The organism is Massilia sp. P1_C10 (genome assembly GCF_056406475.1).
Genome location: NZ_JBFUAC010000004.1, coordinates 277,082 through 304,030, shown reverse-complemented (window position 1 = coordinate 304,030; position 26,949 = coordinate 277,082). Strand labels below are relative to the sequence as shown.

At 65.6% G+C, this 26,949-nt stretch carries 30 protein-coding genes; 21 read left to right on the top strand and 9 right to left on the bottom strand.

From position 1 onward, the window contains the following. Nucleotides 1–60: 60 nt before the first annotated feature. The 5 genes from hpnD to AC1D02_RS11425 all read left to right on the top strand — a co-directional run bounded on the left by hpnD (nucleotide 61) and on the right by AC1D02_RS11425 (nucleotide 4,108). Nucleotides 61–894: a presqualene diphosphate synthase HpnD gene (gene hpnD, locus AC1D02_RS11445; protein WP_477316828.1), complete on the top strand. Its 834-nt coding sequence runs from the start codon at nucleotides 61–63 to the stop codon at nucleotides 892–894. Beyond that, a complete protein-coding gene (gene hpnE / locus AC1D02_RS11440; RefSeq protein ID WP_477316826.1) occupies nucleotides 887–2,203 on the top strand; it encodes a hydroxysqualene dehydroxylase HpnE in 1,317 nt (438 codons plus the stop codon). The genes hpnD and hpnE overlap by 8 nt, the downstream gene beginning before the upstream one ends. Before the next feature lie 147 nt (nucleotides 2,204–2,350). Next, nucleotides 2,351–2,491 carry a hypothetical protein gene (locus tag AC1D02_RS11435; protein ID WP_477316824.1) on the top strand — a complete coding sequence of 47 codons (141 nt, stop codon included), beginning with the start codon at nucleotides 2,351–2,353 and terminating at the stop codon, nucleotides 2,489–2,491. Between the two features lies 1 nt (nucleotide 2,492). Further along, nucleotides 2,493–3,278: a DUF1700 domain-containing protein gene (locus AC1D02_RS11430; RefSeq protein ID WP_477316822.1), complete on the top strand. Its 786-nt coding sequence runs from the start codon at nucleotides 2,493–2,495 to the stop codon at nucleotides 3,276–3,278. Nucleotides 3,279–3,295: 17 nt separating this feature from the next. Next, complete coding sequence (locus AC1D02_RS11425; protein ID WP_477316820.1) at nucleotides 3,296–4,108, top strand: GIN domain-containing protein; 813 nt, start codon at nucleotides 3,296–3,298, stop codon at nucleotides 4,106–4,108. Here the strand turns inward: AC1D02_RS11425 and AC1D02_RS11420 are convergent. Further along, a complete protein-coding gene (locus AC1D02_RS11420) occupies nucleotides 4,098–5,339 on the bottom strand; it encodes a TIGR03862 family flavoprotein (protein WP_477316818.1) in 1,242 nt (413 codons plus the stop codon). The genes AC1D02_RS11425 and AC1D02_RS11420 overlap by 11 nt on opposite strands. 137 nt (nucleotides 5,340–5,476) lie before the next feature. Here AC1D02_RS11420 and AC1D02_RS11415 point away from each other — a divergent pair, with 137 nt between their 5' ends. From AC1D02_RS11415 to AC1D02_RS11400, 4 genes are read left to right on the top strand one after another with little or no spacing between them, the layout of a single operon-like run. Then, complete coding sequence (locus AC1D02_RS11415; protein WP_477316816.1) at nucleotides 5,477–5,866, top strand: hypothetical protein; 390 nt, start codon at nucleotides 5,477–5,479, stop codon at nucleotides 5,864–5,866. Beyond that, nucleotides 5,863–6,066 (top strand): helix-turn-helix transcriptional regulator, encoded by a 204-nt coding sequence (locus tag AC1D02_RS11410; RefSeq protein ID WP_305511094.1) that lies wholly within the window; start codon nucleotides 5,863–5,865, stop codon nucleotides 6,064–6,066. The genes AC1D02_RS11415 and AC1D02_RS11410 overlap by 4 nt, the downstream gene beginning before the upstream one ends. Continuing rightward, nucleotides 6,063–6,668, top strand: a complete 606-nt coding sequence (locus AC1D02_RS11405; protein WP_477316814.1) for an alpha/beta fold hydrolase — start codon at nucleotides 6,063–6,065, stop codon at nucleotides 6,666–6,668. The genes AC1D02_RS11410 and AC1D02_RS11405 overlap by 4 nt, the downstream gene beginning before the upstream one ends. A gap of 10 nt (nucleotides 6,669–6,678) precedes the next feature. After that, nucleotides 6,679–6,987 (top strand): alpha/beta fold hydrolase, encoded by a 309-nt coding sequence (locus AC1D02_RS11400; protein WP_477316812.1) that lies wholly within the window; start codon nucleotides 6,679–6,681, stop codon nucleotides 6,985–6,987. 164 nt (nucleotides 6,988–7,151) lie between these two features. On the opposite strand, the gene AC1D02_RS11395 is transcribed toward AC1D02_RS11400, so the two are convergent. Further along, on the bottom strand, nucleotides 7,152–7,814 hold the full coding sequence (locus tag AC1D02_RS11395; protein ID WP_477316810.1) for a GntR family transcriptional regulator: 663 nt from the start codon (nucleotides 7,812–7,814) through the stop codon (nucleotides 7,152–7,154). A gap of 178 nt (nucleotides 7,815–7,992) precedes the next feature. On the opposite strand from AC1D02_RS11395, the gene AC1D02_RS11390 reads away from it, so the two are divergent. Genes AC1D02_RS11390 through AC1D02_RS11340 form a run of 11 tightly spaced genes read left to right on the top strand, consistent with a single transcriptional unit; the run spans nucleotide 7,993 to nucleotide 17,105 of the window. Continuing rightward, complete coding sequence (locus AC1D02_RS11390; RefSeq protein WP_477316808.1) at nucleotides 7,993–9,009, top strand: TRAP transporter substrate-binding protein; 1,017 nt, start codon at nucleotides 7,993–7,995, stop codon at nucleotides 9,007–9,009. After that, a complete protein-coding gene (locus AC1D02_RS11385) occupies nucleotides 9,006–9,560 on the top strand; it encodes a TRAP transporter small permease (protein WP_477316806.1) in 555 nt (184 codons plus the stop codon). The genes AC1D02_RS11390 and AC1D02_RS11385 overlap by 4 nt, the downstream gene beginning before the upstream one ends. Continuing rightward, nucleotides 9,557–10,906, top strand: a complete 1,350-nt coding sequence (locus AC1D02_RS11380) for a TRAP transporter large permease (protein ID WP_477316804.1) — start codon at nucleotides 9,557–9,559, stop codon at nucleotides 10,904–10,906. Before AC1D02_RS11385 ends, AC1D02_RS11380 begins: the two co-directional genes overlap by 4 nt. Continuing rightward, nucleotides 10,906–12,573, top strand: a complete 1,668-nt coding sequence (gene mdcA, locus AC1D02_RS11375; protein ID WP_477316802.1) for a malonate decarboxylase subunit alpha — start codon at nucleotides 10,906–10,908, stop codon at nucleotides 12,571–12,573. Before AC1D02_RS11380 ends, mdcA begins: the two co-directional genes overlap by 1 nt. Before the next feature lie 10 nt (nucleotides 12,574–12,583). Beyond that, entirely contained in the window at nucleotides 12,584–12,898 is a 315-nt protein-coding gene (mdcC, locus tag AC1D02_RS11370) for a malonate decarboxylase acyl carrier protein (RefSeq protein ID WP_477316800.1), read from the top strand. Beyond that, nucleotides 12,895–13,791, top strand: coding sequence for a biotin-independent malonate decarboxylase subunit beta (locus AC1D02_RS11365; RefSeq protein WP_477316798.1), 897 nt, complete (start codon nucleotides 12,895–12,897; stop codon nucleotides 13,789–13,791). Before mdcC ends, AC1D02_RS11365 begins: the two co-directional genes overlap by 4 nt. After that, a complete protein-coding gene (gene mdcE, locus AC1D02_RS11360) occupies nucleotides 13,791–14,507 on the top strand; it encodes a biotin-independent malonate decarboxylase subunit gamma (RefSeq protein WP_477316796.1) in 717 nt (238 codons plus the stop codon). The genes AC1D02_RS11365 and mdcE overlap by 1 nt, the downstream gene beginning before the upstream one ends. Beyond that, a complete protein-coding gene (gene mdcG / locus AC1D02_RS11355) occupies nucleotides 14,491–15,117 on the top strand; it encodes a malonate decarboxylase holo-[acyl-carrier-protein] synthase (RefSeq protein WP_477316794.1) in 627 nt (208 codons plus the stop codon). Before mdcE ends, mdcG begins: the two co-directional genes overlap by 17 nt. Beyond that, nucleotides 15,114–16,004, top strand: a complete 891-nt coding sequence (gene mdcB / locus AC1D02_RS11350; protein WP_477316792.1) for a triphosphoribosyl-dephospho-CoA synthase MdcB — start codon at nucleotides 15,114–15,116, stop codon at nucleotides 16,002–16,004. Before mdcG ends, mdcB begins: the two co-directional genes overlap by 4 nt. After that, nucleotides 16,001–16,888 (top strand): ACP S-malonyltransferase, encoded by an 888-nt coding sequence (locus tag AC1D02_RS11345; protein WP_477316790.1) that lies wholly within the window; start codon nucleotides 16,001–16,003, stop codon nucleotides 16,886–16,888. The genes mdcB and AC1D02_RS11345 overlap by 4 nt, the downstream gene beginning before the upstream one ends. A gap of 28 nt (nucleotides 16,889–16,916) precedes the next feature. Further along, nucleotides 16,917–17,105, top strand: a complete 189-nt coding sequence (locus tag AC1D02_RS11340; RefSeq protein ID WP_477316788.1) for a hypothetical protein — start codon at nucleotides 16,917–16,919, stop codon at nucleotides 17,103–17,105. Here the strand turns inward: AC1D02_RS11340 and moaD are convergent. The 6 genes from moaD to kbl all read right to left on the bottom strand — a co-directional run bounded on the left by moaD (nucleotide 17,102) and on the right by kbl (nucleotide 23,837). After that, complete coding sequence (moaD, locus tag AC1D02_RS11335; RefSeq protein ID WP_477316786.1) at nucleotides 17,102–17,359, bottom strand: molybdopterin converting factor subunit 1; 258 nt, start codon at nucleotides 17,357–17,359, stop codon at nucleotides 17,102–17,104. The two genes, AC1D02_RS11340 and moaD, sit on opposite strands and share 4 nt — an antisense overlap. A 7-nt stretch (nucleotides 17,360–17,366) precedes the next feature. Then, nucleotides 17,367–18,614: a molybdopterin molybdotransferase MoeA gene (locus tag AC1D02_RS11330; RefSeq protein WP_477316784.1), complete on the bottom strand. Its 1,248-nt coding sequence runs from the start codon at nucleotides 18,612–18,614 to the stop codon at nucleotides 17,367–17,369. 1 nt (nucleotide 18,615) lies between these two features. Then, the gene (thrC, locus tag AC1D02_RS11325) at nucleotides 18,616–20,082 is read right to left on the bottom strand and encodes a threonine synthase (RefSeq protein ID WP_477316782.1); all 1,467 of its coding nucleotides are present in this window, start codon (nucleotides 20,080–20,082) and stop codon (nucleotides 18,616–18,618) included. Between the two features lie 111 nt (nucleotides 20,083–20,193). Beyond that, nucleotides 20,194–21,591 (bottom strand): L-serine ammonia-lyase, encoded by a 1,398-nt coding sequence (locus AC1D02_RS11320; RefSeq protein WP_477316780.1) that lies wholly within the window; start codon nucleotides 21,589–21,591, stop codon nucleotides 20,194–20,196. 39 nt (nucleotides 21,592–21,630) lie between these two features. Then, entirely contained in the window at nucleotides 21,631–22,587 is a 957-nt protein-coding gene (locus AC1D02_RS11315) for an NAD-dependent epimerase/dehydratase family protein (protein ID WP_477316778.1), read from the bottom strand. A 38-nt stretch (nucleotides 22,588–22,625) separates the two neighbouring features. Beyond that, nucleotides 22,626–23,837, bottom strand: a complete 1,212-nt coding sequence (kbl, locus tag AC1D02_RS11310; RefSeq protein ID WP_477316776.1) for a glycine C-acetyltransferase — start codon at nucleotides 23,835–23,837, stop codon at nucleotides 22,626–22,628. 216 nt (nucleotides 23,838–24,053) lie between these two features. On the opposite strand from kbl, the gene AC1D02_RS11305 reads away from it, so the two are divergent. Next, entirely contained in the window at nucleotides 24,054–24,629 is a 576-nt protein-coding gene (locus AC1D02_RS11305; protein WP_477316774.1) for a helix-turn-helix domain-containing protein, read from the top strand. Between the two features lie 151 nt (nucleotides 24,630–24,780). Here AC1D02_RS11305 and AC1D02_RS11300 read toward each other — a convergent pair whose 3' ends face one another. Continuing rightward, nucleotides 24,781–26,943: a prolyl oligopeptidase family serine peptidase gene (locus AC1D02_RS11300; protein WP_477316772.1), complete on the bottom strand. Its 2,163-nt coding sequence runs from the start codon at nucleotides 26,941–26,943 to the stop codon at nucleotides 24,781–24,783. Between the last annotated feature and the right edge of the window lie 6 nt (nucleotides 26,944–26,949).

Genomic DNA, 26,949 nt, shown 5'->3' with positions numbered 1-26,949 from the left:
CATTGCCCGCCGGACCTATAGAATAGCGGCTTCGATTCGCCAATCATTGCACTTTTATCCATGTCCCCCGACGAATACTGCCAACAAAAAACCGTCCAGAGCGGCTCCAGTTTCTACTACAGTTTCCTGTTCCTCCCTGTCGAACGGCGCCGCGCCATCACCGCGCTGTACGCGTTCTGCCGGGAAGTCGACGACACGGTGGACGAGTGCACCGACGAATCGATCGCGCGCATCAAGCTGGCCTGGTGGCGCACCGAAGTGTCGGCGATGTACAAAGGCGGCGGCACCCATCCGGTGATGCTGGCGCTGCAGCCGCACCTGTCGACCTACAACCTGCAGGAGCAGCACATCCAGGCCATCATCGACGGCATGGAGATGGACCTGAACCAGTCGCGCTACCTCGACTACCCCGCCCTCAAAAAATACTGCTGGCACGTGGCCAGCGTGGTTGGCATCCTGTCGGCCAGCATCTTCGGCGTGACCAATCCGCGCACGCTGGAATACGCCGAGAGGCTCGGCCTCGCGTTCCAGCTGACGAACATCATCCGCGACGTCGGCGAAGACGCGCGCAAGGGCCGCATCTATCTTCCGATCAGCGAACTGCAGCAGTTCGGCGTGACCGCGGCCGACCTGCTCAACGCGCGCCACAGCGACAAGTTTGAAGCGCTGATGAAGTTCCAGTCGGAGCGCGCGCAGGCGACCTACGACGAAGCGTTCGCGCTGCTGCCCAATGAAGACCGGCGCGCCCAGCGTCCCGGCCTGATGATGGCCGCGATCTACCGCGCGGTGCTCGACGAGATCGAGCGCGACGATTTCAAGGTGCTGGCCCAGCGCACTTCGCTGACACCGCTGCGCAAGCTCTGGCTGGCGTGGAAAACCTACATCCGTGGCTGACAAGGGCAAACGCGTCGCCGTCGTCGGCGGCGGCTGGGCGGGCTGCGCGGCGGCGGTGGAGCTGGCCGGCGCCGGCTGCGCCGTCACGCTGTTCGAGGCCGCGCGCACCCTCGGCGGACGCGCCCGCGCGGTCGAACTGCATGGACGGATGCTCGACAACGGCCAGCACATCCTGCTCGGCGCCTACCACGACACGCTGCGGCTGCTGAACCGGGTAGGCGTCGATCCGAAGTCCGCGCTGCTGAACCTCCCACTGCAAATGCGCTACCCGCCGGCCAGCGGCGGCATGGATTTCGTTGCGCCGCGCGTCCCCGCGCCATGGCACATGGCGGTGGCGCTGCTGCGGGCAAAAGGCCTCGCCTTCGCCGACAAGATGGCGCTGGCGCGCTTCTCGTCCACCGCGCGCTGGATGGGCTGGCAGCTGAACGTCGATTGCAGCGTCACTGAATTGTTGGAGCGCTTTGACCAGACCCCGCGGCTGATCCGGCTGATGTGGCGCCCGCTGTGCCTCGCCGCGCTCAACACGCCACCCGAGCGCGCCTCGGCCCGCGTCTTCCTTGCCGTGCTGCGCGACAGCCTGGGCGCGCGGCGCGCGGCGTCGGACATGCTGCTGCCGCGACTCGACCTGCAAACCTTGTTCCCGCGCGCGGCCGCACGCTTCGTCGAACAGCACGGCGGCGTGGTCCGCTGCGGCGCAAAAGTCGGCGCGATCTCTGGGCACGACGGTGGCTGGCGGGTGGACGCGACCGGCGCCGCGGTCGGCGGCGCCAGCAGCGAGCGCTTCGATGCCGTGGTTCTGGCGGCGGCGCCGCCCGCCGCAGCAGCCCTGGTGCCCGCGCTGGCGCCACAGCTGTCGGCGTTCGACTATGAGCCGATCACCACCTGCTACCTCCAGTACGGACAGGAAGTAAAACTGGACCTGCCGTTCTGCGCGCTGATCGACGATCCCGAATCCGGCCACTGGGGCCAGTTCGTGTTCGACCGTGGCCAGCTCGACGCCGGCCAGGCGGGCCTGCTGTCGGTGGTGGTCAGCGCCTCGCTCGACGCGGCGGCGCTCGACCAGGCCGTGCTGGCGCAGGCGATTGCCCAGCAAATGACAGCGGTATTCGGCTTGTCCAACCCGCAATGGACCCAGGTGATCACCGAAAAGCGCGCAACGTTTTCCTGCACGCCCGGCCTTCAGCGGCTGTCGACGCAGACCGGATTACCCGGCCTGGTGCTGGCCGGCGACTACACCGCCAGTGACTATCCGGCAACATTGGAAACTGCCGTGCGCAGCGGCGTCGCGGCAGCGCGTGCTCTCCGATGAGCCGCGCTGGTCACCGCCGCACGCAATTATCCCGGTATATGGTCGCCCACCCCGCGAATCTTGCAGCCTGTCGCATGCCGGTGGTATCGCATGGGCGCGGTCGGTACAGTAGCACCATCGACAACCGCTGTTTCTCCGGCCCCCATCATGAATCTGCAACTTGGAATTCGCACCCTGGCGCTGCTGGCAATCGTTGCCGCAAGCACAGTTGTGATTGTCAAGCCGGAACTGGTCGGCGGCACGAAGACGGCAGCCTACATTGCATTTGTAGCACCACACGGAAATTGAAATGGGCAAACTGGAATTTCTCGACGCGCTAAAGCGTGCCATGACCGGCCTGGCGCCGGAGCTGCAGGCCAAGACGCTGGCGTATTACGAACAGCGCTTCGTCGACGGCGTCTCGGTCGGCCGCACCGAGCAGGACATCGCGCAGGAGCTCGACGACCCGAAAAAAATCGCGATGACCTTGCGCGCCAGCTCGCACCTGTCCGCATTCGAACAAAAGCGCAACCCGGCCAACCTGCTGCGCCTGATCGTATCGGGACTCGGGCTGGCGATCTTCAACCTCTTCATGATCGTGCCGGCCGCGGTCTACGCTTCGCTGCTGGCCTCGATGTACGCCGCCTCGTTCGCGTTTTACATCGGCGGCATCGCGATTACCGCGAGCGGCCTGTCCGGCGCCAACGAGCTGGTGCTCGACGGCCCGCTGCGCCACTTCCTCATCCGCGGCAAGGACATGGGCGACGCCCAGACCAAGGTGACGATCGGCGACACCGGCATCCGCGTGTTCCAGGAAAAGGCGCCGGATCCGCTGCCGCAGGCGCACGCCGCCGACGACAGCGACGGGGAGGCGTCCCGGGACGTCGTCAAGCGCGCCGAGGAAGTAGCCGGCGGCGGCATCCGCATCTCCACCGACATGGACGCCGGCTCGCGCACCACCCAGACCTTCTTCGGCCTGTCGATGGTGGTAGGCGCCATCATCCTGTTCCTGCTTAGCCTCGTCGTGACGAAGTACACCTTCATCGGCATCAAGCGTTACGTTCAAATGAATTTCTCGCTGCTCAAGGGCAGCTGACAGCACCGGAGACACCCATGCGCGCATTAATGAAAGTCGGATTCAGCCTGCTGGTGCTGGCCTTCCTGTTGATCGGCCTGTCCTACAGCATGCTGAGGGCCCAGGGAATCAGCAATCCGTCGAGCGGCGCAGGCCGGGCCGTGCAAAGCGAAACGCGCGCGATCAACGGCGACGTCCGCGGCATCGACCTGAGCGGACCGATCGACCTGACCCTGCGCCAGGGCGCCGTGCCCTCGCTGGTCGTACGCGGCGAACAGCGCCTGCTCGGCAACATCGACACCACGCGCGGCACCGACGGCACCCTGCACATCGGCACCACCGGCATGCTGCTGCACCATCGCCAGCCCTTGCAGGTCACGCTGGTGCTGCCGTCGATCGAAGATATTTCGGTGCGCGGCAATGGTGACAGCACCGTCAACGGCTTCAGCGGCGATCGCATCGAGGTCAACCTGGACGGCTCCGGCAACGTCAAGTTCAATGGCCGCTTCAAGGAGGTCAAGGCCGAGATCCACGGCAGCGGCGAGCTGGAAATGAACGGCGGCGCCAGCGACAAGGTCGAAGTCGCGCTGGTCGGTTCGGGCCGGATGACCGTGGTGGGCTCCACCAGGCTGTTCAAGGCCGAGCAGACCGGCTCGGGCGACGTCATCGCGCGCCACCTCAGCGCCGACGAGGTCAACCTGCAGATGATGGGTTCGGGCGACGCCGTCGTCACCGCGCTCAAGGCGGTGGAAGTGACGCTGCGCGGCAGCGGCGACGCGGTGGTCTACGGCGGCCCGACGCAGCGCAATGTGAGCCGCAACGGTTCCGGCGAAGTCGCGTTTAAACCTTGAGCCAGGCGAGTACGCCACGCGCAGCCGCGCGGCCGCTCGCAAAGCACGCCGTCAGCAAATAGCCGCCGGTCGGCGCTTCCCAGTCGATCATCTCGCCCGCCACGAACACGCCAGGCAAGGCGCGCATCATAAGCATGTCCGGTTCCAGCGCATCGAAGCGAATCCCGCCGGCGCTGCTGATCGCCTCGTCGATCGGACGCGCGCGCTTCAACACCACCGGCAGCCGCTTGATCGCCCCCGCCAGCCGCGCCGGATCGCTGAATTCCTCTTTGTCCAGGCACTCGCGCAGCAAGCCTGATTTCACGCCCTTGATCCCGAGCCGGCTTTGCAGGTGGCTCGACATCGAGCGCGCGCCGCGCGGATGCGTCACTTCGTCGTGCACCCGGTCCTCGCTGAAATCCGGCGCCAGGTCGAGCCAGATCGTGGTGCTGCCGTGCTCCGCGATCTGGTCCCGCAGCGGCGCCGACAGCGCATAAATCAGGCTGCCTTCAACGCCGGTCGCCGTGATGACGAACTGGCCCTTGCGGCGCACCGGCTTGCCGTCCGCGCCGGTCGATTCGATCGCCACCGTCAGCAGCGGGTCGCCGGCATGGCGGCTGCTGAAATGCCCGCTCCAGTCGACGTCGAAGCCGCAATTGGACGGCGCCAGCGGCGCGACCGCAACCGATTTCTCTTCCAATAGCGGGACCCAGGCGCCGTCCGATCCGAGCCGCGCCCAGCTCGCGCCGCCCAGCGCGAGCACCACCGCGTCGGCCGTGACAAGCTGCTCGCCGTCGGGACTCGAAAACACCAGCTGTTCGCCGCGCCATCCCAGCCAGCGATGGCGCATGTGAAACTGCGCGCCGGCTTCGCGCAGGCGGTGCAGCCAGGCGCGCAACAGCGGCGCCGCCTTCATATCGGTCGGGAACACGCGGCCCGAGCTGCCGATGAAGGTGTCGATGCCGAGGCCGTGGACCCATTCGCGCACCGCCGCCGCGTCGAATTGCGCCAGCCATGCGCCGACCTGCTCCGAGCGCGCGCCGTAGCGCCGCACGAAGTCCGCCGCAGCTTCCGAATGCGTGATGTTCATGCCGCCCTTCCCCGCCAGCAGGAACTTGCGGCCGACCGAGGGCATTGCGTCGTACAGGTCGACGCGAATGCCGGCCTGGCTCAGCACCTCGGCCGCCATCAGGCCGGCCGGGCCGCCGCCGATCACGGCGACGCGGGGATTCTTTGAAGTGCTGGGCGCCATGCGGGCTTTCGATCGGAGCGTGGGAAGGGCCGAATTGTAGTCGATACCAGCACGCGAAAATAGATGTAAAGCTTACTTGACATCCGATTTGGACGCGCCTAATATGTAAAGCATACTTTACTACATGGAGATCCAGCATGCAGCACGAAAAACGCGTCGGAAGGGCTTATCACCGTGACCTGTGGACGTCGGTACTGGTTTACATGGTGCTGCTGTTCGGCTCCATCAAGCTCGGTCGTCCGATGGCCGACGGTGTCCTTCGCACCGCAATCCTGGTCACGCCGATGATCGGCTTCGGCCTGATGATCTGGGCGATGGCGCGCCACCTGTCGCGCATCGACGAATACCAGCGCATGCGCATGCTCGAAACCTTCGCCATCGCCGCGGCGATCACCGCGGGCCTCAGTTTCACCTACGGCTTCCTCGAAACCGCCGGCTTCCCAAAGATCTCGATGTTCACGGTGTGGATCGTGATGGGGTCCTCGTGGGGCCTGGTGGGCGCAGTGCGGGCCCTGCTCAAGCGATGAACAACATCATCCGCCAGTTGCGCGCCGAGCATGGCTGGAGCCAGGCCCACCTGGCCGACCTGCTCGACGTGTCGCGCCAAACCGTCAATGCGCTGGAGACGGGCCGTTACGACCCCAGCCTGCCGCTCGCCTTCGCCATTTCCCGGCTGTTCGGCAAACCGATCGAATCGATTTTTAACCCTGACCAGGAGTCATCATGAAAGCAGCATTGTTGTTTGCAATGATCCTCGGCGCCTGCGCGCCCGCATTCGCCACCGATGCGCCCGCGCCGCAAAGCCGCTATGCAGCGACCATCGCGCCGGCCGAACGCTTCGAAGTGAACGGCATGCTAGTCGAGCGCCACGGCCAGCGCGGCACACCGTTGATCCTGATCCCGGGACTGGGCAGCGGCGCGTGGGCCTGGCAGGACACCGTGCGCCGGTTCAGCGGCGAGCATGCGGTCTACGTCGTCACGCTGGCCGGGTTCGACGGCCGCGCCCCGATCGCCGGCAACCCGATCGACAATGCGCGCCAGTCGCTGCGCCAGCTGATCGTCTCGCGCAAGCTGGACAAGCCGGTACTGGTCGGCCACAGCCTGGGCGGCGCGCTGTCGATCGCCTTCGCCGAGCACGATTCGAACCTGATCCGCGGCGTGGTCGCCATCGACGGCCTGCCCGTGATGCCCGGAACCGAGAACATGCCGGCAGCGCAGCGGGTGGCGTTCGGCGCGTCGATGAAGGAGCGCATGGCCGGCGGCACGAAGGAGCAATTCGCCCTCGGCCAGCAGTCATACATGCGCGGCATCGGCGTGATGGACATGTAAGGCCGACGAATTGGCGAAGCTCTCCGCCCGCAGCGACCAGGTCGCGGTGGGCGAAGCGGCGGCAGCATTGCTGGCGGCTGATTTCCGTCCCGGCCTGAAGGACATCACCGTGCCGGTGCTGCTGGTTGCGCCCTACTTCGAGGCCGACGGATCGCAGCGCGGCCTCACGCGCGACATGGCGACGGGCTACTACACCTCGCTGATGGCCGGCACGCCGAAGGTCCAGGTGGTGTCGATCGCGCCGTCGCGCCATTTCGTGATGTTCGACCAGCCCGACATGCTGGCCGACACCCTGCGCGGCTTCCTCAATTCCCTGTAAGCGGAGCGCCGGGGTCTGGTCCTGCGGACCTTACCCCATCTTGATCTGATCGAGCGCAAATCTCACTCGATACCACGGAACCGAACGGCCTGCCCGATGCCTAACCAGTAAGGCTCGTCCCGAGCCTGACCGGGCATCCCATGACTGCCGCCATCACCGCAACGTCAGCCCGCCGCAGCCGTCAGCTGCGGCAGCGACGCCATCAGGTCCGCGAAGCGCTCGCCCTGGATCATCACGTGTTCGCGCGCCAGCTGCGCGGCCAGCTCGCCATCGCCCTTGACGATCGCCTGCACCATCGCATCGTGTTCGTCGAACGAAGTGCCGATCCTGTCCCGCACCCGCAGCTGAAGGCGCCGGTATGGCCGCAGCCGGCGCGACAGGCTGCGCGCCTGCTCGATCAGGAACTGATTGTGGCTGCCGGCATAAACGGCATAGTGAAATTCCTCGTTCTTGTAATAGTAGTCGTCCGGATCCCTGGTCAGGCTGGCCTGCTTGCACGCTTCGTGCGCGGCCAGCAGCGCCGCCTGTTCGGCCGGCGCCATGCGGCGGGCGCCGAGCCGCGCGCACACCGCCTCAAGCTCCGACATCACCTCGAACATCTCCACCAGCTGCTGCGGCCCGAGTTCGGCCACCAGCGCGCCGCGCCGCGGCCGGATCACCACCAGTCCCATCGACGCCAGCTGGATCAAGGTCTCCCTGATCGGCGTGCGCGACACGCCGAACTGGGCCGCGAGCTCCGTTTCATCGAGATGCTGGCCAGGCTGCAGCGTGCCGACCGCGATCATCTCCTCGATCGTTTCGCGCAGGCTTTCGGAACGGCTTTTCATGTTGAATCTTCCATACACTTGTATATAGTGATTCATTATAAAAGCACAAATGAGCTTGACAACGTATTTTTTAAGTTTAATCTTGTATACATAAGAAAGAACGCTGCATACGTTGCGCCTCGGCAAGCGTCTGTCGCGATTCACCCGAAGTTCACAAAAAACCATCTTGGAGGATGACATGTCGGTAATGACCCGCAGGACCGTATTGGGCGCACTCGCCACCAGCCCGCTCTGGCTGAACACCGCCTGGGCACAAGGCAGCAAAATCAAGATCTCGCACCAGTTCCCGGGTGGCACCGTCACCGAAGGCGACTTCCGCGACCGCCTGGTCCGCATGTTCGCCGCCGAGGTCGAAAAGCGCAGCAAGGGCGCCCTGAAATTCGAGATCTACCCGGGTTCGTCGCTGATGAAGACCAATGCCCAGTTCTCCGCCATGCGCAAGGGCGCACTCGACATGTCGCTGGTGCCCCTGTCGTATGCCGGCGGCGAAGTCCCGGAAGTGAACATTGGCCTGATGCCCGGCCTGGTCACCTCCTACGACCAGGGCTACGGCTGGAAGAATGCCGAAGTGGGCAAGGAGCTCAATCGCATCCTGCTCGAAAAAGGCATCGTGCTGGTGAGCTGGATCTGGCAGGCCGGCGGCGTCGCTTCGCGCACCAAGCCGATCGTCGAGCCGGAAGACGCCAAGGGCATGAAAGTGCGCGGCGGCTCGCGCGAGATGGACCTGATGCTCAAGGCCGCCGGCGCCGCTGTCGTCACCCTGCCGTCCAATGAAATCTACGCCGCGATGCAGACCGGCGCGATGGAAGCGGCCCTCACCTCCTCCACCTCGCTGATCTCGTTCCGCCTCGAAGAAGTCTCGAAGGCGCTGACCACCGGCCGCGGCGGCGCCTACTGGTTTATGTTCGAGCCGCTGATGATGTCGAAGGCGGTGTTCGACAAGCTGACCAAGGAACAGCAGGCGCTGATCCTGACTGTCGGCGGCGAACTCGAAACGTTCGCGCGCAAGGCCGCGATGGAAGACGACCAGGCCGTGGCCGCCGTGTACCAGAAGGCCGGCGCCAAGGTGGTCGACCTGAACCCCGCCATCGTCAAGAAATGGCAGGCGATCGCGCGCGCCAACGTCTGGAAGGACTACGCCGACAAGAACGCCAACTGCGCCAAGCTGCTGGCCCTGGCTGAGAAGACCTTATGAGCCATGGGTTCGAGCTGGAGCCGGCCAAGGGACCGGCCGTTCCCGACCTGCCCGCGCTGGCCGGGTTCTCGCTCGTCCTCGACCGCTTCAACAACCTGCTGCTGAAGCTGTCGATGGTCGCGATGATCCTGACCGCCCTCATTCTCACCTACTCGGTCGTGGTCCGCTACTTCTTCAAGACCCCGACCGACTGGCAGGATGAAGCGTCAGTGTTCATGCTGGTCGGCGTGACCTTTTTCTGCACCGCCTACGTGCAGTCGTACCGCGGCCACATCGGCATCGAGGCCCTGTCCTCGTTGCTGTCGCCGCGGGTCAACGCGGTGCGCCTGTTCATCGTCGACCTGGTCTCCTTCGTGTTCTGCGCGTTCTTCGCGTGGAAGTCCTGGGCCCTGTGCCACGAAGCCTGGGTGGACGGCATGACCACCTCGTCGACCTTCGCGCCGCCGCTGTGGATCCCTTACTCGATGATGGCGGCCGGGATCTCGATCCTCGCGCTGCAGATCCTGGTGCAGGTCCTCACCCATATCACCAACAAGCGGAGCGTTCGATGAGCGATTTGTCTTTGGGCGCCCTGTACGGCGCCGTCACGCTGCTCGTGATGTTCTCCGGGATGCCGATCGCGTTCGCGCTGGGCGTCGTCGCGACCGGTTTCATGTACTTCTTCATGCCGGCGTCGTCGCTCGACACGATCACCCAGAACGTCTACGAGGAGATGGCGTCGATCACCCTGCTGTCGATCCCCTTGTTCATCCTGAAGGGAGCGGCGATCGGCAAGTCACCGGCCGGCAAGGACCTGTATTCGGCCATCCACACCTGGCTGCACAAGGTTCCCGGCGGCCTCGGTATCGCCAACGTGTTCGCCTGCGCCCTGTTCGCCGCGATGGCCGGCTCCTCGCCGGCCACCTGCTCGGCGATCGGCTCGGCCGGCATCCCCGAGATGCGCAAGCGCGGCTACTCGCCCGGCTTCGCAGCCGGCATCATCGCCGCCGGCGGCACGCTCGGCATCCTGCTGCCGCCGTCGATCACGATGATCCTGTACGCGGTCGCGGCGGAACAGTCGCTGGGACGCCTGTTCCTCGCCGGGATCGGCCCCGGCCTGCTGCTGGTGATCCTGTTCGCCGGCTATGCCGTCTACCGCGCCCGCAAGGAATACGCGATGGCGCTGGCCCTGTACGAAGGCGGCGGCGCCAAGTCGGCCTATCTCGAAGTGGAACACTTCACGCTGCGCGAAAAAGTCGAAATGCTGCCGCGCGTGCTGCCCTTCATCGTCCTGCTGATCGGCGTGATGATCGCGCTGTACGGCGGCTACGCCACCCCGTCCGAAACCGCGGGCCTCGGCGCGATGCTGGCGATGGTCCTGATCGCCATCGTCTACCAGGTCTGGCGCCCGCGCGACCTGGCGCCGATCCTCACGTCGACCATCAAGGAATCGACGATGCTGCTGCTAATTATCGGCATGTCGCTGCTCTACTCCTACGTCATGAGCTACCTGCACATCAGCCAGTCCGCCGCCCAGTGGGTGGTCGACATGCACCTGTCGCGCTGGCTGCTGTTGGCGGTGATCCTGCTGATGGTGATCGTGTTCGGCTTCTTCCTGCCGCCGGTGTCGATCATCCTGATGACGGCGCCGATCATCCTGCCGCCGCTGAAAGCCGCCGGCTTCGACCTGATCTGGTTCGGCGTGGTCATGACGGTGGTGATGGAGATGGGACTGATTCACCCGCCGGTGGGGCTGAACATCTTCGTCATCAAGAACATCGCGCCCGACATACCGCTCAAGGACGTGATCTGGGGCGTGATGCCGTTCGTCGGCCTGATGTTCGTCGCCGTGATCCTGCTGTGCCTCTTCCCCGGCATCGCCACCGGCCTGCCCAACATCCTGATGGGAGCGAAGTAGTGAACGCGCCGCCGAAAGCCTGGAACACCCTCGAGACCAACCGCGCCGGCAGGTTGGCGCGCGCGCGCAGCGTGCTGGGCGACGCCCTCGACGGCAAGGCTGTCCCGGCGGCGCGCATCGGCGACCTGCTGCACAACGTGCTCGAATGCGGCGACCGGGTCTGCCTCGAAGGGAACAACCAGAAGCAGGCCGACTTCCTCGGCAAAGCGCTGGCGTCGCTGGACCCGGCGCGTATCAACCAGCTGCACATGCTGCAGTCGGTGCTGGCGCTGCCCGAGCACCTCGACGTGTTCGAGCGCGGCGTCGCCTCGCGGCTCGACTTTTCGTTCTCGGGGCCGCAGTCCGGCCGCGTGGCCAAGCTGGTCGCGGCGGGCAAGCTCAATATCGGCGCCATTCATACCTACCTCGAGCTGTTCAGCCGCTATTTCATCGACCTGCCGCCGCGCGTCTGCCTGGTCGCGGCCGAAGCGGCCGACCGCCACGGCAACCTGTACACCGGCCCGAATACCGAAGACACGCCGCCGATCGTCGAGGCCACCGCCTTCAAGAATGGCATCGTGATCGTTCAGGTGAACCGCATCATGGAGAAACTGCCGCGCGTCGACATCCCCGGCGACTGGGTCGACTTCGTGGTGCAGTCGCCGGATCCCTATTACATCGAGCCGCTGTTCACGCGCGACCCGGCCCTGATCTCCGAGATCCAGGTGCTGATGGCGATGATGGCCATCAAGGGCATCTACGCCGAGTACGGCGTGCAGCGCCTGAACCACGGCATCGGCTTCGACACTGCGGCGATCGAGCTGCTGCTGCCCACCTACGCCGAGTCGCTGGGCCTGAAGGGCAAGATCTGCCGCCACTGGGCGCTCAACCCGCACCCTGCGCTGATCCCGGCGATCGAAGCCGGCTTCGTCGAATCGGTCCACTCCTTCGGCTCCGAGCTGGGAATGGAAGACTACATCCGCGCGCGGCCCGACGTCTTCGCGGTGGGCCTGGACGGCAGCATGCGCAGCAACCGTGCGCTGTGCCAGGCAGCCGGCCACTACGCCTGCGACATGTTCATCGGCTCGACGCTTCAGATCGACATGCAGGGCAATTCCTCGACCGCCACCGCCGGGCGCATCGCCGGCTTCGGCGGCGCACCGAACATGGGCGCCGACGCGCGCGGCCGTCGCCACGCCAGCGAGGCCTGGCTGAAGGCCGGCCGCCAGGCGCGCGAAGGCCGCAACACCATTCCGCGCGGCCAGAAGCTGGTGGTGCAGATCGTCGAGACCTTCCGCGAACACATGCAGCCAGCCTTCGTCGACAGGCTCGATGCGTGGGAGCTGGCCGAACAGGCCGGCTTCGACATCCCGCCGGTGATGATCTATGGTGACGACGTTACCCACATCCTCACCGAGGAAGGCATCGCCAACCTCCTGCTGTGCCGCTCCGACGAGGAGCGCGAGCAGGCGATCCGCGGCGTGGCCGGCTACACGCCGGTGGGCATGGCGCGCGACAAGCGCATGGTCGAGAACCTGCGCGACCGCGGCATCATCCAGCGCGCCGAGGACATCGGCGTGGACAAGCGGCTCGCTTCGCGCGACCTGCTGGCGGCCAAGAACATGAAAGACCTGGTGCGCGCGTCGGGGGGGCTGTACGCACCGCCGCGCCGCTTCCGGAACTGGTAAGGATCGAACAATGGAAACGCTGGAATATCGGTTTGAACACGGCACCCGCGCCTTGCCCCCGCAGCCGAAGGTGGTCGGCGTGGTCGGCTCGGGCAACCTCGAGGTGCTGATCGAATCGGCGCCGCTGGCCGGCGCCTGCACCATCGAGATCAAGACCGCGGCGATCGGCTTCGGCGCCACCTGGAAGGCCGTGATGCAGGACTTCCACCAGCGCTGGCAGCTGAAGGACACGCGCATCGCCATCAACGACATGGGCGCCACGCCCGCCGTGGTGAGCCTGCGCCTGGACCAGGCGGTTGAGACGATGCTGGGGACGGCGCCATGAGCAGCTATCTGGAACTGACCGCGCGCGAGCGCATCGGCCGCGTGTTCGACGCCGGCAGCTTCGTCGAATTCCTGCCGCCGTCGGCGCGCATCGTCAGCCCGCACCTGGGACAGCTCGATGCGCCGGTGTCGTTCGACGACGGCGTCATCGTCGGCCGCGCGCTGCTGGCTGGACAGCCGGTATTCGCGGCGGCGCAGGAAGGCGGCTTCATGGGCGGCGCGGTGGGCGAAGTCCACGGAGCCAAGCTGGTTGGCCTGCTCAAGCGCGCAGTCATCGAGAAGACCGGCGCGGTGGTGCTGCTGTTGGAGACCGGCGGCGTGCGCCTGCACGAAGCCAATGCCGGCTTGATCGCAGTCTCCGAAGTGATGCGCGCCGTGCTTGACGCGCGCGCGGCCGGCGTCGCGGTGATCACTCTAGCCGGCGGCAGCAACGGCGTGTTCGGCGGCATGGGCATCGTCGCCCGCTGCACCAACGCCATCGTCATGTCCGAAGAAGGCCGCCTTGCCATGTCCGGCCCCGAAGTGATCGAAACCGCCGGCGGCGTCGAGGAATTCGACTCGCGCGACCGCGCGCTGGTGTGGCGCACCACCGGCGGCAAGCACCGCTACCTGCTGGGCGACTGCCAGGCGGTGGTGGCCGACTCCGTGGACGCGTTCCGCAAAGCCGCAATCGACCTGGTCGCGGCCTTCCGTGCAGAGCCGGCCGGGTTGACCTTGCAGGATCTGGAGGCGGAGCAGGCGATGCTCGGCGAGCGGATCGAGCGATTCGGCGCGATGACCGAGCCGCTCGATATCTGGGCCGCGCTCGGCGTCGAACAGCCGGCAGCAATCCCGATGCTCGACGCCGCCGAATTCATGGCCGCCGCCGGCCCGCACCGCATGGGAGGCCGCTGATGGACTGGAAAGTACTCGCCGGCGCGCTGTTCCCGCGCGGTCACGCGATCACCGAAGCAGACAACTTCCTGAGCGGCAGCGCGCAGGTGGGCGAACAAACCATTGCGGTGGTGGGCACCACCGGCCACGCGCCGATCGGCGTCGAAATCGCGCTGGCGCAGGCGCGCTTCGTGCTGGCGACGGTGCGCGAGCATCCGGGCCGGCCGATCCTCATGCTGGTCGATACCCAGGGCCAGCGGCTGCGTCATCGCGACGAGATGTTGGGCATCAACAGCTACATGGCGCACCTCGGCAAATGCGTCGAACTGGCGCGGCGCCAAGGCCACAAGGTCGTCGCCCTGGTGTACGACCAGGCGCTGTCGGGCGGCTTCATCACCAGCGGCCTGATGGCAGACGCGTGCTACGCGCTGCCCGACGCCACCATCCGTGTGATGGGCCTGCCGGCCATGGCGCGCATCACCAAGGTGCCTGAAGAACGGCTGGTCGAACTCGCGGGCTCCAATCCCGTGTTCGCGCCGGGTCCGGAAAACTACCTGCGCATGGGCGGCGTCCAGGAAATCTGGAGCGGCGACCTGGCGGTCCAGCTGCAGCAGGCGCTCGATGCCTCGCCCGGCGGCGACCTGCGCGGCGTGCTCGGACAGTCCCGCGGCGGCCGCAAATTCACGCAACGCGTGATCGACGCCATCGTTTCGGGAAGCGATGTACTCGCGCCATGACCTGGTCTGGCTGACGCCTCGCGGATGGGAGGCGGCGCTCGCTCGCGCCCTCCCCGGCCAGCACGAAGCCATCGAACAGTGGCAGCGGCAAGGCTGGCCGGTTGTGGTGCGCCGCGACGAAGCCGGCGCTGCGCCGGGCAATGTCAGCCTGGGCCTGGCGCTGCCTCCCGACGCCGACGGCGTCAAGCGCAGGATCGCGTTGCACGCACCTGAAATGGAAATCGCCAAAAGCGCGCCGGCGTTGCCGCTTCCCGATGCGGCCGATGCGGCTCCCGCGCACTGGCGACCAACGCTCGACATGCTGGCGCAAGCGCTCCCGTTGCGGGCCTTCGGATCCCTGGCGCTGCAGGCGATCACCGGACAATCCTACCTGACCGCGAAATCCGATATCGACCTGCTGTTTCATCCCAGCAGCCGAAGCATGCTCGATGCCGGACTGGCCGCGATGGCGGCTTGCCCTTTGCCGCTGGACGGCGAAATCGTTTTCCCTTCGGGCGACGCGGTGGCATGGAAAGAATGGACTGGCGCGGAGCGCGTGCTGGTCAAAAGCGTCGCATCGGTGCGCCTGGCGCCAGTCGCTGAACTGCTGGCAACCCTGGAGGACGCATGAGTTTCGCCGTCCCCGCCATGCGCGCGCCCGTGGCGCGCCCGAAGCTCGATCCACGCCGATTCTGCGCCGAGACCGCGCGCATCGCCATCGGTTGCCTGCACGCCGAATTGGTCCTGTATCCCAAGCCAGGCCTGGTGTCGCTGGTCGACAATGGCAGCCACACCGACATGACGGCGGCGACCTTCGTGCGCAGCATGTTCGCGCTGCGGCATTACTTCGCCCGCATCTGCCGCGCTGGATTCGACGACGCGCCTTTTTCTATCCTGAAGCAGCTCGGCATCGACGCCGAAGCGCGCATGATGCGCGCAACCGGCGGCGTCAACACGCACCGCGGCGCGATCTTCAGCCTGGGCATGCTGTGCGCGTCGATCGGCCGCGCCCATGCGCAAGGCATGGCGCCAAGCGCCAACGGACTGCGCGCCGTGATGCTGATCCGCTGGGGCGAAGACCTGGCGGCACACACCCGCCCCGCCGGCGCGACGTCGCATGGATTGCAGGCGGCCGCCCTGCATTCGGCCAGCGGAGCACGCGAGGAAGGCGCCCTCGGCCTGCCGTCTGTTTTCGAAATCGGATTGCCGGCGCTGCGCCGAACGCTGACCGCGGGCCGCAGCATGCAGTTCGCACGCATCGACGCCCTTTTCGCGCTGATGGCGCATGTCAGCGACACCAACGTGCTGTATCGCGGCGGTGCGCTGGCCGCATCGACGGTGCGCCAGCACGCCTCCTGTTTCATCGAGATGGGCGGCACCGCGCATCCGGAATGGCGCAGCTACGCCATCGCCTGCCACCAGGCCTTCGTCGCCGAGCGAATTTCCCCTGGCGGCGCCGCGGACCTGCTGGCCGCCACCTGCCTGGTCCACGCCTACCTGAGCGGCATCGCCCGATGAGCGTACGCTTGCTGCTGCTGTGTCCCGGCCAGGGCGGGCAAAGCGTCTCGATGTTCGAGCTGGCCCGAACCGATGCAAACGCCGCGGCGCTGATCGACAGCCTGGCCAAGGCAGACCCGGATACCTTGTTCGACAATCGCGTTGCGCAGCCTGCGGTGGTCGGCGCGACGCTGGCGATGTGGGAAGCGCTGAAGACACGCTTGCCGGCGCCTTCGCTGGTTGCCGGCTACAGCGTCGGCGAGCTGTCGGCCTACGGAGTGGCCGGCGCGCTGGCGCCTGCCGACGCGATCCGGATCGCGGCGCGGCGCGCGGAGTTGATGGATGCATCGGTTACCGAACCCCAGGCACTCGTCGCCATCACCGGCATCCCCATCGATGGTGTTCGCGCTGTGGCCAGCGCTCACGGTTATGCGGTCGCCATCGTGACCGGCCACGACACCTGCATCGCCGGCGGTCTTGAAGCCTCGCTTCCAGGCCTCGAACAAATCGTCTCGCAGTCCGGCGCGAAACTGCAGCGGCTTCCAGTCGGCATTGCCTCGCACACCCCATTGATGGCCGGCGCGGTGGCGTCGTTCGCGGCCGAACTGGAAGCGGCGAACTTCGCCTCGCAAACGTGTCCAGTGCTGTCGGGAATCGCCGCCGAATCGATCGTCGGCAAGCGGCGCGCGATCGAAGCACTGTCGCGCCAGCTGGTGGAGACCATCGTGTGGGACGCGTGCATGGACGCCGCCATCGAAGCCGGCGTCACGGTGGCGCTGGAACTGGGACCCGGCGCCGCGCTGGCGCGCATGCTTCAAGCGCGTCACCCGCACATCCCGTGCCGCTCGGTGGCGGATTTCCGCAGCATCGACGGCATAGTAGCCTGGGTCGGCCGCGCGGGTTAAGATAGCACCTCACCATTCCGGAGCGACCATGCACCCGATACGATATTGGATCATGCAGTACCTGCTGGCCGCAGGCACAATGTTCGCGATCATGCTCGTCATCGACCTCGCCAGCGGAGCGAAGCTCGCCGACGTCGTGTGGACCTCGCTGGCCTACGCGCTCGGCATCGCGGCGATCTTCATCGGCGCGCGCTACAGCCAGTCGCGCAAGCGCTAGCCGCCGGTCACCGGCGGGAAAAACGCCACTTCGCAGCCTTCGGTCAGCCTGGTCTGGGGGCCGCACATGATCTGGTTGTAGGCCATGCGCAGCGAACGCTCGGGCGCCAGGGCCTCGGCCCACACGCTGCCGCGCGCGGCCAGGAGTGTGCGCACCGCGCCCACGGTCGTCACGTCGGCCGGCACTTCCAGCGACTCTTGCGACAGGTCGAGCGTCTCGCGGACGCTGGCAAAAAAACGCAGGTTAATTTTCATTGATTGCCTAATGCAGTAATTCGCTGAACGGGATGAAGCGCACGCTGTCTCCACGCGCGATCGCCTGGTTTGGTGGATTGTCGATCAGGCCGTCGCCCCACACGGTGGACGTCAGCACGCCCGAGCTCTGGTTGGGGAACAGATCGAGGCCGCCCTCGGCGTTGATGCGCGCGCGCAGGAATTCGTTGCGCCGGTCCGGCTTGGGCCAGTCGAAGTCGGCGCGCATCGCGAAGCCGCGCGGTTCCTGCACCGGCACGCCCTGCAAGCGCAGGATGAACGGCCGCACGAACAGCAGGAAGGTGATGAAACTCGACACGGGATTGCCCGGCAGGCCGAGGAAGAACGCGTCGCCGCCCTCGCGCCGCACTTCGCCGAACGCCAGCGGCTTGCCCGGCTTGACGGCGATTTGCCACATGTTCAGGCGCCCTTCCGCTTCCACCGCCGGCTTGATGTGATCCTCTTCGCCGACCGACACGCCGCCCGAGGTGATGATCAGGTCGTTCTCGCGCGCGGCGCTACGCAAAGTGTAGCGCGTGGCTTCGAGCGTATCGGGCACGATGCCGTAATCGGTGATCGTGCAGCCAAGGTTTTCCAGCAGCGCGCGCAGGGTGAAACGGTTCGAGTTGTAGATCGCGCCGGGAGCAAGCTGGCCGCCGGGCGCCTCGCCAGGCATGGTCAGTTCGTCGCCGGTGAAGAACACTGCCACGCGCAGCTTGCGCACCACCGGCAGCGCGGCCAGGCCGACCGAAGCGGCAAGGCCAAGCTCCTGGCTGCGCAGGCGCGTTCCGGCCGGCAGGATGACGGCGCCCGCGACGATGTCCTCGCCGGCGCGGCGGATCCATTCCCCGGCCGGCGGCGCATGCCTGATCGTGACCGTGCCGTCGTCGTTTGCCTCGCACTGCTCCTGCATCACGACGGCGTCGGCGCCCTCGGGAATCATCGCGCCGGTGAAGATGCGCGCGGCGCAGCCGGCTTCGAGAGGCACGCCGACATGGCCGGCCGGGATGCGCTGGGTCACCTTCAGCCTCGCCTCACCGCTGGCGCAGTCGGCCGCGCGCACCGCATAACCGTCCATGTGGGTGTTGTCTGCCGACGGCACGTCGATGGTCGATGCCTGCGGCGCCGCGAGCACGCGGCCGTTGGCGCACAGCGTCGGCACGATCTCGGAATCGACGATCGGACGCGCGGCGCTCATCATGAAGTCGAGCGCCTCGCGCACCGCCAGCATTGGCCGCTTGATGGTTGCGTCGCTCATGTCACAGGCCCGTATTCTGCGCGATGAAAGCTTTCACCTTCTCGACGTCGGCTGGCATGACGACGAACTTCTGCGGCAGCGATTCGATGTCTTCGAAGCCGGCCGGACGCTCGGCGTTAACGCCGATCGCTTCCAGGATGGTCTCGTTGAATTTCGCGGCCAGCGCGGTTTCCAGCACGATCATGGGGACGCCGGCTTCCATAAATTCGCGCGCGACCTTGACGCCGTCGGCGGTGTGCGTGTCGATCGTGATGCCGTAGTCGTCCTGCACGTCGCGGATGGTGTTCACGCGATCCTTGTGGGTCGAGCGACCGGACAGGAAGCCGTACTGCGCCACATTCTTCCACTCGTCGCCGTCGCTGCCAGGCTTGCCCGACAAATCGAAGCCACCGGCGGTATCGACCTTCTGGAACAGCGCGCGCACGCGGGCCGGGTCGCGGCCGACCAGGTCGTAGACGAAGCGCTCGAAGTTCGATGCCTTCGAGATGTCCATCGACGGGCTGCTGGTGTGATAGGTCTCGGCCGACTTGCGCACGCGGTAGACGCCGGTGCGGAAAAATTCGTCGAGCACGTCGTTTTCGTTCGTCGCTGCGACCAGCTTGTCGATCGGCAGCCCCATCATGCGCGCGATGTGGCCGGCGCAGATATTGCCGAAGTTCCCAGACGGGACCGTGAACGACACCTTCTGGGTGTTGTCGGTCGTCGCTGCGAGGTAGCCGCGGAAGTAGTACACGACCTGCGCGACCACGCGCGCCCAGTTGATGGAGTTAACCGTGCCGATCTTCTGCTTCGCCTTGAACGGCAAATCGTTCGACACCGCCTTGACCATGTCCTGGCAGTCGTCGAACACGCCTTCGACGGCGATGTTGAAGATGTTCGGGTCCTGAAGGCTGAACATCTGCGCGGTCTGGAAGGCGCTCATCTTCTTGTGCGGCGACAGCATGAACACACGGATCCCCTGCTTGCCGCGCATCGCGTACTCGGCGGCGCTCCCGGTGTCGCCCGAGGTGGCGCCGAAAATATTCAGTTCCGCCTTGTCCTTGGCCAGCGCGTACTCGAACAGGTTTCCGAGCAGCTGCATCGCCATGTCCTTGAACGCCAGCGTCGGGCCGTTCGACAGCGCCTGCAGCAGCAGCGATTTGTCGCCGTCCTGTTCCAGGGTGCGCAGCGGGGTGATCTCCTTCGTCGACTCGCCTTCGCGCGCATTGCGGTAGACGTCGGCGGTGTAGGTCTTCGCGGTCAGCGCCTTCAGGTCGGCGTCCGGGATGTCGGTCGCGAACTTCTTCAGGATCTCATAGGCTAGGTCCGCGTACGACAGCTTGCGCCAGGCGTTCAGCTCCTCGCCGGTGACCTGCGGATATTCGGCGGGCAGGTACAACCCCCCGTCCGGCGCGAGCCCGCCGAGCAGGATCTTCGAAAATGGCTGGGATTCGGACGCCGAGGCGGCGCGGGTGGAGACGTATTGCATGCTGTGGAAAGTCCGGTTGACGCTGCGATCGAGCGTTAATTATAGTGCGACCGGCGATTTCTTGCGGCGGGTGGAAAATGGGATCAGGTCCGGCGGACCTGACCACAGCTTTCAGCAGGCGGCGTGGTTGACGGTGACGACGTGGATCGCCAGTCCGCCCAAGGAGGTTTCCTTGTACTTGTCCTGCATGTCGGCGCCGGTCTGGCGCATCGTTTCGATGACCGAGTCGAGGCTGACGAAGTGGGTGCCGTCGCCCTTCAGGGCCAGCGAAGCCGCGGTGATCGCCTTGATCGCGCCCATGCCGTTGCGCTCGATGCACGGAATCTGTACCAGGCCGCCGATCGGATCGCAGGTCATGCCGAGGTGGTGCTCGATGCCGATTTCGGCGGCATTTTCGATCTGTTCGTTGGAGCCACCCAGCGCAGCGACCAGGCCGGCGGCGGCCATCGCGCACGCCACGCCGACTTCGCCCTGGCAGCCCACTTCGGCGCCGGAAATCGATGCGTTCTTCTTGCACAGCATGCCGATGGCGGCCGATGTCAGCATGAAGTCGCGCACGCCCTTGACCGGATCGCTCGGACGGCAATCTTCGGCGTAGTAGCGCAGCACCGCGGGGATGATGCCGGCCGCGCCGTTGGTCGGCGCCGTAACGACGCGCCCGCCGGCGGCATTTTCCTCGTTGACCGCCATCGCATACAGGGTCACCTGCTGGACTGCATCGTGCGGCAAGTCGTTGGCGCGGCTGTCGCCATTCTTCGCGGCGAGCACCTGGCGCCACAGGTTTGCGGCGCGACGCTTCACATTCAGGCCGCCGGGAAGCTTCCCGTCCGTGACCAGGCCGTGGGCGATACAGTCGCGCATCACCTGCCAGATGTTGTCCAGGCCCGCGTCGAGGTCTTCGTTGCTGATGTTCGCCACTTCATTCGCGCGCAGCATCTGCGGAATCGACAGCCCGCTGCTGCGGCCAAGGGCGAGCAGCTGGTCCATCGTGTCGAACGGGTACGGCACCGGGTTGTGGGACGTGCCCGCGCCCTGGCGCGCCTGCGATTCGCCGGCGGCATGGATGAATCCACCGCCCACCGAATAGAACACGCGCTCGATGACGCTGCCGTCGGCCAGCTTCAGCGTGAAGCGCATGCCGTTCGGGTGCTCGGGCAGCGACGAGGCGCGGTTCCAAATGAGCCCGGTCCTGGCGCTGAACGGCACTTCCTTCTGTCCGAGCAGCTTGATGGCGCCATCGAGTTCGACTTCGGCCAGCTTGTCTTCCACCTCGTCCGGGTTGACGCCCTGCGGCGTCTCGCCCATCAGGCCGAGGATGACGGCCTTGTCGGTCGCGTGGCCGATGCCGGTGAGCGCGAGCGAGCCATACAGCGCGACTTCGACGCCGACCGCGTTGTCCAGCGGTCCGCATTCGACCAGAAAGCGGCGCGCGGCGACCATCGGCCCCACCGTGTGGGAGCTCGATGGCCCGATGCCGATCTTGAACAGATCGAATACGCTCATGTCCATCTTTTTGTCTCCGGTGCTTTTATAGTTTTTATGTGACGATCAGGCGGTTTGGCCGACGTCGATATTTTCCAGCATGTCGGCGACCATCTTCTCGATGCCCACCTGCGGCTTCCAGCCCCAGTCGGCCGTCGCCACGCTGTCGTCCAGGCTTTGCGGCCACGTTGCGGCGATCGCCTGGCGGCTGTCCGGCTTGTAGGCAATCGCGAAATCAGGCAGCACGCGCTTGATGGCCGCAGCCAGTTCGCGCGGGTTGAACGACACGCCCGCCACATTGTACGACGAGCGGATCGCCACCGAGTCGGCCGGCGCTTCCATCAGTTCGATGGTGGCGCGGATCGCGTCGGGCATGTAGATCATCGGCAGCGTGGTCTCGGCTTCGAGGAAGCACTCGTAGGTCTCGCCCTTGAGCGCCGAATGGAAGATCGCGATCGCGTAGTCGGTGGTGCCGCCGCCCGGAGGCGACTTGTAGCTGATGATGCCTGGGTAGCGGATGCTGCGCACGTCCACGCCGTACTTGGTGAAGTAGTACTCGCACAGTCGTTCGCCGGCCAGCTTGCTGATGCCGTAGATCGTGGTCGGATCCATCACCGTGAATTGCGGCGTGTTGACGGCCGGGGTGTTCGGGCCGAAGGCGGCGATCGACGATGGCCAGAAAATGCGAAGCGGCTTGCCCGCTTCGCCGCGCTCGCGCGCCACTTCGAGGATGTTCAGCAGGCCATCCATGTTCAGCGTCCACGCCTTCAGCGGCGCCTGTTCGCCGGTCGCCGACAGCAGCGCCGCCAGCTGGTAGACCTGGGTGATGCCTTCGTCGGCCACCAGTTGCGCCAGGCGAGCCTTGTCCAGCACGTCGAGCTGGGTGTAGCGCTCGGCGTGGTAGACGTTGCTGGCGCCGATGTCCGATGCGATGACGTTCTGCGCGCCGTGTTGCGCTGCCAGCGCGCCGACCAGTTCACTGCCGATTTGGCCGTTGGCGCCGATGATGAGGATGCGTTCCATGTAAATGCCTTGTTCTTTTACTGTAAAAATGAGGTGGATCAGTTCTTCAGGATGCCCAGTTCGCGGCCGGCCTGTTCGAATGCCTTGAGGACGGTGTCGAGCTGCTCGCGGGTGTGCGCCGCCGACAGCTGGACACGCACGCGCGCCTGGCCCATCGGCACCACCGGGTAGAAGAAGCCGGACAGCAGCACGCCCAGTTCGTACATGCGGGCGGCGAATTTCTGCGCCACCGGCGCGTCGAACAGCATCACCGGCACCACCGGGTGCGTGCCCGGCTTGATGGTAAAGCCGATGCGCTCGATCTCCTTGCGGAAGTAGGCGGTGTTCTCTTCCAGGCGATCGCGCAGCTCGGTCGAGCCGGCGATGCGCTTGAGGACCGACAGCGAGGCGCCGGCGATCATCGGGGCCAGCGTGTTCGAGAACAGGTACGGGCGCGACTTCTGGCGCAGCGTGTCGATCACTTCCTTGCGCGCCGAGGTAAAGCCGCCCATCGCGCCGCCCAGGGCCTTGCCGAGGGTGCCGGTGATGATGTCGATGCGGCCCATGACATTGTGGTGCTCGTGGGTGCCGCGGCCGGTCTTGCCCATGAAGCCGGAAGCGTGCGACTCATCGATCATCACCAGCGCGCCGTACTTGTCGGCCAGGTCGCAGATTTCGTTCAGCTTGGCGATGGTGCCGTCCATCGAGAACGCGCCGTCGGTGGCGATGACCTTGTGGCGCTTGCCGGCCGCGGTGGCGGCCTGCAGCTGCACTTCGAGGTCGGCCATGTCGTTGTTCTGGTAGCGGTAGCGCGCGGCCTTGCACAGGCGGATGCCGTCGATGATCGAGGCGTGGTTCAGCGCGTCCGAGATGATCGCGTCGTTCTCGTCGAACAGCGGCTCGAACAGGCCGCCGTTGGCGTCGAAGGCCGCCGCGTACAGGATGGTGTCTTCCATGCCGAGGAATTCGGAGATCGCCCGCTCGAGTTCCTTGTGCACGGTCTGGGTGCCGCAGATGAAGCGCACCGACGACAGGCCGTAGCCGTATTTTTTCAGCGCTTCGGCGGCCGCTTCCTGGGTCTGCAGGTCGCCCGACAGGCCGAGGTAGTTGTTGGCGCACATATTAATCAGGTGGCTGCCGTCGGCGCCATCGACTTCGGCGCCCTGGCGCGAAGCGAGCACGCGCTCAGGCTTGTACAGGCCCTGCTCGCGCAGCGTCTCCAGGTTGGTTTGCAGGCCGCTGAAAAACGCGTTCTTCGCTTGGTCGCTCATTGTTATCCTCGTCGTGGGTGAATGCCGGCTTGACCGACTGTCTCGGTATGCTGTACCGTTGTTGCGTATCTTGCACCGGTTCGATAGCTTAAAGCCAATTCCGCTATCTCGAACACAAATTCAATATAATGGATACTACCCAAGCCTGTTGAACTTGGCAAGTGCCACCGTGGAATTCCCCTGAACATACAATTTGAACAAGAGCGCCGAACATTGATGAAAACACCTGTTTCGACCAATTCTCCGCCTGAGGTGGGCGCGACGTTGCAACGCCTGCGGCTGGCGCGCGGGCTGACGCTGGAAGACCTGTCGCGCATCGCGGGGGTGTCCAAGTCGATGTTATCGCAAATCGAGCGCGAAAAGGCGAATCCGACCATCGCCATCACCTGGCGCCTGGCCAATGCACTGGGCGTGCAGATCGGCGAACTGCTGACGGCCGAAGCGCCCGCGGTCGAGACGATCCGCGTGCTGGACGCGCATGAGACCCCCACCCTGCCCGGAGCGCATGCCGGCTACGTACTGCGCATCCTGGGTCCGATGGATTTGGCCGGCAAATACGAATGGTACGAGCTGACGCTGGCGCCGGGCGGCGAGCTGGCGTCGCAAGCGCACGATCCCGGCACTGGCGAGCACCTGACCGTGCTGCACGGTACGCTGGAAGTCGAAGTGGGCGCGGACAAGAAAAAGATCAAGATCGGCGGCACGGCGCGCTATTCGGCCGACCAGGGGCATGTGATTCGGAATACCGGGAAGACTGAAGCGAAGGCGTTGTTGGTGGTAGTGCACCGTTAGATTCATTCGGGGTCCAACTATTCAGTTGGACCTATCAGATGGCAAAAAGGTTCAATAAAAATGGCGCGATGGGGCTAAACCACTCGCGCCATTCTTTTGGTAGTGCGTTCAATACCGGGGTCAGGTCCGGCGGACCTGACCCCCATCTTCCTTACTGCGCGGCGACCTTGGCCGGTGCGTCCATCTTCAGGGCGCGGGTCAGGAAGCCCCAGCGATCGGCCACTTCTTCGATCTGCTTGGTGGTCGGCTTGCCGGCGCCATGACCAGCCTTGGTGTCGATCCGGATGATGATCGGCGCCCCGCCGCCCTGCGCGGCCTGCGCGGTCGCGGCGAACTTGAAGCTGTGCGCCGGCACCACGCGGTCGTCATGGTCGGCCGTGGTAATCATCGTCGCCGGATAGCAGCCGCCCGCCTTCAGGTTGTGCAGCGGCGAGTACTTCACCAGCGCCTTGAACTGCTCCGGATCGTCGGACGAACCGTAGTCCGATACCCACGCCCAGCCGATGGTGAACTTCTGGAAGCGCAGCATGTCCATCACGCCGACTTGCGGGATCGCCGCGCCGAACAGGTCCGGACGCTGGGTCATCGCCGCGCCCACCAGCAGGCCGCCGTTGCTGCCGCCGCCGATTGCCAGCTTGGCAGGCGACGTCACCTTGTTCGCGATCAGCCATTCGGCAGCGCCGATGAAGTCGTCGAACACGTTCTGCTTTTTCAGCTTGGTGCCGGCTTCATGCCAGGCTTCGCCGTATTCGCCGCCGCCGCGCAGGGTGGCCAGCACATACACGCCGCCCATTTCCATCCAGGCGATGTTGGCCGCCGAGAAGGCCGGGGTCATCGAGGCGTTGAAGCCGCCGTAGCCGTACAGGTAGGTCGGGTTGGAGCCGTCCATCTTCAGGCCCTTCTTCGACACGATGAACATCGGCACCCTGGTGCCATCGCGGCTGGTGAAAAACTGCTGGCGCGTCTCGTAGCCGGCCGGATCGAAGTCGACCTTCGGCTGGCGCAGCACGGTGCTGGCGCCGGTCTTCATGTCGAGACGGTAGATCGTGGTCGGATTGGTGAAGCCGGTGAAGGAGTAGAAGGTCTCGGTGTCCCTGGCCTTGCCGCCGAAGCCGGACACGGAGCCGATGCCCGGGAGCGTAATTTCACGCACCGCTTTGCCGTTGCGGTCGAAGACTTTGACCATGCTGTGCGCATCGGCCAGGTATTCGCCGACGAACTGGTGGTTGATCATCGATGCCGACAACATGGTCTCGGCGCTTTCCGGCACGACCGTCTTCCAGTTGGCCGCCTGCGGCTTGCGCGAATCGACCGCGATCAGGCGGCGCCGCGGCGCGCCGTTGTCGGTGGTCAGGTAGAACACCGGGCCGTCGTTGTCGACGAAGTCATACGAACCGTCGAAAGCGTCCAGCAGCGGCTGCACCGTCGAGCCGGGCTTGGACAGGTCCTTGAAGAACACGCCGTTCTTGCGCGCGCTGCCCTTCGATGCGCGCAGCACCAGGTAGCGGCCGTCGTCGGTGACGCTGGCGTTGAGCAGCCATTCTTTCTGGTCCGGGCGGTCGAACACCAGCGTGTCGGCGCTTTGCAGCGTGCCTACCTTGTGGAAGTAGACCTTGTGGAAGTAGTTGGCGTCGGCCAGCTTGGTCGATTCCTGCGGCTCGGCGTAGCGGCTGTAGAAGAAGCCCTTGCCGTCGCGGGTCCAGGCGGTCGACGAGAACTTGACCCACTTGATTTCGTCGGCCAGGTCCTTGCCGGTGGCGATGTCGCGCACCTTCCAGACGTTCCAGTCGGAGCCGGAAGCCGCGGTGCCGTAGGCCAGCAGCTTGCCGTCAGGGCTGACCGCGGTGCCGGACAGCGCGACGGTGCCGTCGGCGGCCAGGGTGTTCGGGTCGAGCAGCACGCGCGGCGTGTCCGACAGCCTGGTCATGGTGTACAGGACCGACTGATTCTGCAAACCGTCGTTGCGGCTGTAGAAATAGCGGCCGCCCTCTTTGTACGGCACGCTGTAGCGCTCGTAGTTCCACAGCTTGGTAAGACGCGCCTTGATCGCTTCGCGCGCCGGGATCTGGCCCAGGTAGGCCTGGGTGACCTTGTTCTCGGCGTCGACCCACTGTTTGGTCTCGGCGCTATTGGCGTCTTCCAGCCAGCGGTAAGGATCGGCGACGACGGTGCCGTGGTAGTTGTCGGTGTGGTCGACCTTCTTGGCGACCGGGTAGGTCAGCGCGGCGCCGGCGGGCGCACAGGCCTGGGCCAGCGCATTGCCGCTGAAGGCGGCGAGCAGCGCGGCGACCAGCGATGCATGTCTCATATGCATATAAAG